General features: G+C 31.8%; 6 protein-coding genes. 4 read left to right on the top strand and 2 right to left on the bottom strand.

From position 1 onward, the window contains the following. Positions 1 to 329: 329 nt before the first annotated feature. The gene (locus GVN22_RS26695; protein ID WP_166554059.1) at positions 330 to 1,283 is read left to right on the top strand and encodes a replication initiation protein; all 954 of its coding nucleotides are present in this window, start codon (positions 330 to 332) and stop codon (positions 1,281 to 1,283) included. Positions 1,284 to 1,493: 210 nt separating this feature from the next. Here the strand turns inward: GVN22_RS26695 and GVN22_RS26700 are convergent, their stop codons facing one another. After that, complete coding sequence (locus GVN22_RS26700; protein WP_166554060.1) at positions 1,494 to 1,685, bottom strand: hypothetical protein; 192 nt, start codon at positions 1,683 to 1,685, stop codon at positions 1,494 to 1,496. A gap of 189 nt (positions 1,686 to 1,874) precedes the next feature. Here GVN22_RS26700 and GVN22_RS26705 point away from each other — a divergent pair, with 189 nt between their 5' ends. Both GVN22_RS26705 and GVN22_RS26710 read left to right on the top strand, forming a co-directional pair. Beyond that, positions 1,875 to 2,663 (top strand): hypothetical protein, encoded by a 789-nt coding sequence (locus GVN22_RS26705; protein WP_166554061.1) that lies wholly within the window; start codon positions 1,875 to 1,877, stop codon positions 2,661 to 2,663. Positions 2,664 to 2,674: 11 nt separating this feature from the next. Next, on the top strand, positions 2,675 to 3,229 hold the full coding sequence (locus tag GVN22_RS26710) for a hypothetical protein (protein WP_166554062.1): 555 nt from the start codon (positions 2,675 to 2,677) through the stop codon (positions 3,227 to 3,229). 259 nt (positions 3,230 to 3,488) lie between these two features. On the opposite strand, the gene GVN22_RS26715 is transcribed toward GVN22_RS26710, so the two are convergent. Then, the gene (locus tag GVN22_RS26715) at positions 3,489 to 4,193 is read right to left on the bottom strand and encodes a hypothetical protein (RefSeq protein WP_166554063.1); all 705 of its coding nucleotides are present in this window, start codon (positions 4,191 to 4,193) and stop codon (positions 3,489 to 3,491) included. 253 nt (positions 4,194 to 4,446) lie between these two features. On the opposite strand from GVN22_RS26715, the gene GVN22_RS28515 reads away from it, so the two are divergent. Beyond that, positions 4,447 to 4,647, top strand: coding sequence for a helix-turn-helix transcriptional regulator (locus tag GVN22_RS28515; protein WP_166554064.1), 201 nt, complete (start codon positions 4,447 to 4,449; stop codon positions 4,645 to 4,647). Positions 4,648 to 5,291 lie beyond the last annotated feature (644 nt).

Genomic DNA, 5,291 nt, shown 5'->3' on the forward strand with positions numbered 1-5,291 from the left:
TTTTTTTTTTTGCTTTTTTTTCGTCCTCTTTTCGTGGCTTTTTTTGAAAAATTTCAATTCCCGGAAAAATCCTATTTTTTTTTCAACCCTAAACCGCCAAAAAAACGCATTTGCAATTTTTCAAAAAAATATTTTGCATAATTTAGGCCCTCACAACGCATTGAAAATCAACAAGTTACACCACTATTTTAACACCTTTTGACGGGATTTTAACACCTTTTGACGGAAAAAAAGGGGGTATTTTAACACTTTTTGACGGAAAAAAGGGCATTTAATTTCCCCTTTTTAAAATCTTTGTTTTTATTTGGTGTTAAATAAAAAAGTAATATATGGAGCCTTATAAATTCTTACAAAGTAATGCAATTACCAAAGCTAGATACGATTATTCCGTTACTGAAAAACGTCTAATTTATCATGCTCTCATGGAAGTCGAAAAAATCGTAAAAAATGGGGTTACAGAGGAGTTCTTTTCAAGAGAATTAGACCTCTTTATTCCGGAAGCTTTACTATCCAAATTTGACAAATCTGACAACAGATTTAGAGACTACAGAAAGGCTGTAATTTCACTTAGAAAAAAGGACTTTTCTATCGATTTACCTGACGATGGATGGATTGAAACTGGATTTCTCACAAGAGGAAAATATCATAAAAATAAAGGGCTGGAAATTTCAATATCAAGGGATGTATTACCATATCTCTATGAGCTTTCTAAACAGTATTCTATTTTGGAAGCTACTGTATTGATGACTCTGCAAAGTAAGTTTTCTCAAAGGTTCTATGAATTTTGTTGCCAATGGAGGTCGGTCGGAAAATTCGAATTTACACCCGAGAAACTAAAAGAGATTTTATTACTCAAATTACAAATAGGAAGTTTAAAAGAAAAAGTTATTGAAACAGCTCAAGCCGAGCTTAAAATGATGTATGAGCAAGGGATTTCAGACCTCTTCTTTACATACACTGAGGAAAGAGGTGGAAGAGGTAGAGGCGGTTCTGTAAAAAAATGGTTGTTCACTATTCACACAAAGAAGAAAGAAAAGGAAAAAGAGAAAGCTCAAAATACTGACCTCATTTTTGTCTTTAATTTCCTAAGTAACATCTTTAACAATTCGACAACGGTTGATAAAGCTATTGAAGCTTTGGCTAACCATGAAAACCTTAAAGACTTTGCTAACAGAATTGATAAGCTCAGTAGCTCACCTCGATGGTCAACCATTAACAATAAAGCCGGATACATAAGGAGTATTCTACAAAACGAATATGGGATGGATGAGGACGATGATTGATAGCAATTCTCACACTCGTACACAAAGTAGATTTGAGATGTTTCCTTATGAACATCCCAAATCTACTTTGTTACACACTATCCGAAGGACACTAATTTTCTCAATCAAATCTTAATCCCATGACAAACTTTTTACCCACGCACATCTTCGGCTTACGTCGACTACGTCGCACGTTTTTTTGATTTTAAGGAGGTTATGAATCCCTAATACTTACCTCCAAATTTTTGTTATCTCACTAACCTTAAAATTCATTAAATATCCTTGACTAGAAGTTTGCAAAACAACATCGTTGCCTCTGTCAATAATTTCATGAATAGTGATTCCTATGTTCACATTTTTATGTGTTAGGATAACAAAATCTCCTTTATGAAAACCTGTTTTATTGAATTCTTCTTTACTCATTTTTATTTATAAATATGAAAAACACCTATTTTAACATTTCCAATGCTAAAATAGGTGTTTTTGTTGATATTTTTTCGAGTAATTATAGCACACTATAACTAGGAACAATAAATACTCACTTTGTTGCGTTTTATCATTCCTAGTTTCGTGTGTCCTGCGGAGCTTTTTTAAAACAAATTTTTAATGCTTATGACAAAGAGTTCAATTCATATTCTACCTGTAAAATCAGGTTCTGAAAGACACAATAATCGACAACAAGAGCTCAGCTATGTTCGCAAAGACTTGAGCCATTTGAATGAGTCTTTTTCTCTAACGTCTATCCATGAACGTACAAAGTTCTTAAAAGAGAATTGTAAGAAATTAACAAGAAGAGCTATGCAAGACAAGGCTACTCCAATTAGAGAAGGTGTCTTGATCATTGAAGAGACAACTGGAATTGAGCAACTAAAAACGTTAGCTCATGAACTTGAGAAAAACTTTGGTATAAAAACTATTCAGGCCTATACTCACAAAGATGAAGGGCATTGGGATGGCGACCAGTGGAAACCTAATTATCACGCCCACATGGTATTTGACTGGACAGACCATGCTACTGGAAAAAGCCTTAAACTCAACAAGCAAGACATGGCTGCACTTCAAACCCTAGTGGCTGACACTTTAGGACTTGAGCGAGGACAAAGTAGTGAAGTTAAGCATTTGACTGCTATTGCGTATAAAATTGAAGCTGAAGCTAAAAGACTCAAACAGATTTATGGCTTAGACCTTCAGGAATTAAAGAATCAACAAAAAAATCTCAAAGATGAGACTCAACTTCAACAAATTAACTTAGACTATATAAAGTCTAAATCAGAAAAAGAACTAGCTCTTTTACAGGAAGATAAGGAAGATTTACTAAATAAGTACAATCAGTTAGTACAACAATATACCGAACTCAACAAAGAATTATCTCAAAAGAAAAATCAAGGATTTAGACGTTAAAAATTAGCATTATGCAAGTAATTGAAGATTTGAAAACAGATTTAACCAATCTCCTTAACTCAAAATTTGCCGAGATTCAATCAGAAATTAAAAAACAAGGGACAAATACTCCTGAGCCAAATAAATTCAATACAAGTCAAATATCGCACGAAATTAAGGGTCATTTAGAATCTATGTCAATTAGAGTTGATGACTCAGTATTAATTTCAGCCTTAAGGGAAGAATTAAAAAAGCATGATAGAGTACTTAGCAGTACGAAAGATGAAATTACCAACTTGAGTAGTATGGCTCATGAATCTATTCGAGCAGTAAGAAGTGAAAAGCTCCAGGAGGTGAATGTTCGTTTAAGCCTTCAAAAAGACTTCTACGGGTTCACTGGCTGGAGACCCTTTGTAATTTACATTGGAGCTCTTAGCCTGGCATTAAGCTTTGTTGGATATTCTTGGTTTAAAAACTCAGATGATGAAAGATTGATTGAAGCGCAAACAAAAGTCTCTGAATTTCAAAAAAGAGTCGAGATTTTAAGAAGTAATAATCCTAAAACTGCTAAAAAATATTTTTACTAGACGCTATATATTTAGCTGTGGTCTCACTGTGAGACCACAGCTAAATCATAAACATTATGTTTTTTGCTTAAAACCCTTTTGTAACAAGAATATAAAAAGACATGAAAATTCTATTAGAGTACCTAGTACTAATAGACTTTTCCCTAACATAACAGCTTTAGATGTTATAAATAAAAAACATCCTACTAATATAAATAAACTTCCAATTAGAAAAAGGGCAATAAATTTTTTCATGATTATATAAAAGTTATATTAGAGATTATTGTACACCACAAACAGTACATGCAATAACAGCAGCAGCCACATATGTTACAGCACAAGGGTTAAAAGAGCATGCAAAATCACATAAAGCATCACTTTCACATGTATTTTTTGCGTTCTGATACTCACAGTTAAAATCTTCACTTGTACATTGCCATACACAACGTTTTATAGAAGCAAATTTCGCTCCTTTTATTGAAAATCTATTACCTGATGTATAAAGTTGGAAATGTGAAATACGATTATCTTTGATTGTCATTTCGTTTATTTTCTCATAGGCAGCATTATACCATTTAACATCTCCATTATATTTCCCATTATTATTGATGATATTACTTTCTCTGATCAGAGAAGTGAATGTATTAGGACTTTCGGCCTTATATACAGTCATAATATCTCTTTTGAAATCATTTTGGTCTGTAATATTAATTATATATCCATTTAACTGAGGATTGTCAAATGTTACAGATTGAACAGTGTTAATGTTAATCTGACCAAGGGACTCTTTTAAAAGAGAGAATGTTTCAGATTGAAGAAATGTCTGGAATGCTTCATTACTTCTGTCTATTTGTGTAATTTCTTTTAATGATACTTTTTGAATATAAGATGTTTCATCTAATGGTTGTTCTACACCCTTACAACCTGTAAAAAAGGAGCAACAAATAAATGAAAATACAAATAATAATTGATAATTTCTTTTCATAATTATTAGAGTTTAAAAGTTAGTAATTAACCAATATTATTAGACTAAATATACGTTAGTCTATATCATTTGTTTTATTCAAAAATGAATAAAATAGAGTTATACTAAAAAATATTTATATCCCATAGGTACACTATCATATCTTTAACGGATTGCAAACTTTGAATAAAAAAAACCACACTTATCATTTTATTTACAGGCTTTTACATATATTTATGTAATGTTTATATTCTACCTTAACAATTTTTTAGTTATGAAAATAGGTTCGATACTACTTTTATTGAGGCATCAAAACTCACTTTCTCAAGAGTATGTTGCAGACAAACTCAAGATTTCCCAATCTACCTATTCACGCATAGAAAGTGATAGATCTCCACCTAAGGTTCAACTTCTTAAATCATTATCTGAATTCTATCAAATACCTATTTCATTTTTTTTAGCAAATACAGAATAATGTTTTCGAGATATTATAAAATGTAAACTATGCCATTGCAGGTTCATTGGTGATTTAACCTTTCATAACACTCCTTTGGAGACACTTTGAGAAAGTTCAGTCTTCCTCTTGCAATTCTTTTTTTTGCATTCAGTCTTTCATTTCATTCATAATAAAAAAATAAGGTGTCTATCCACAGTAAAAAGGCGACTCAAAACATTTTGAGTCGCCTTTTTACTGTCCTTCCAACACATCATATTTCACCTGTAAAAAAGAGCGATTCTGGACTCTAAAACTGAGGTATTTTTTTGACTCATTTTCCCTGGCAAAATTCATTCAAAAAAGGAGTTTTCGAGAGGATTTTTTCAGCCCACAAATTGAAGGCATTCCAAAGACTTTACAATCCTCATATTTTGATTTTAAGACACGATTTTTGTACAAAACATCCAATCTATAGCAACTACACATAAAAGTGCCTTAAAATCAAAAAAAATGCCTAAAAAATGGATTTATTTTGATTTTACAACTTTATTCCAATGATATAATTGCAATAACTAAAATTTTAGTTGACCGCCCTTTTTCCCCCCTTTTTTTTTTTTGCTTTTTTTTCGTCCTCTTTTCGTGGCTTTTTTTGAAAAATTTCAATTCCCGGAAAAATCCTATTT

Source organism: Cellulophaga sp. BC115SP (genome assembly GCF_009905545.1).
Taxonomy (GTDB): Bacteria; Bacteroidota; Bacteroidia; order Cytophagales; family Spirosomataceae; genus Flectobacillus; species Flectobacillus rivi.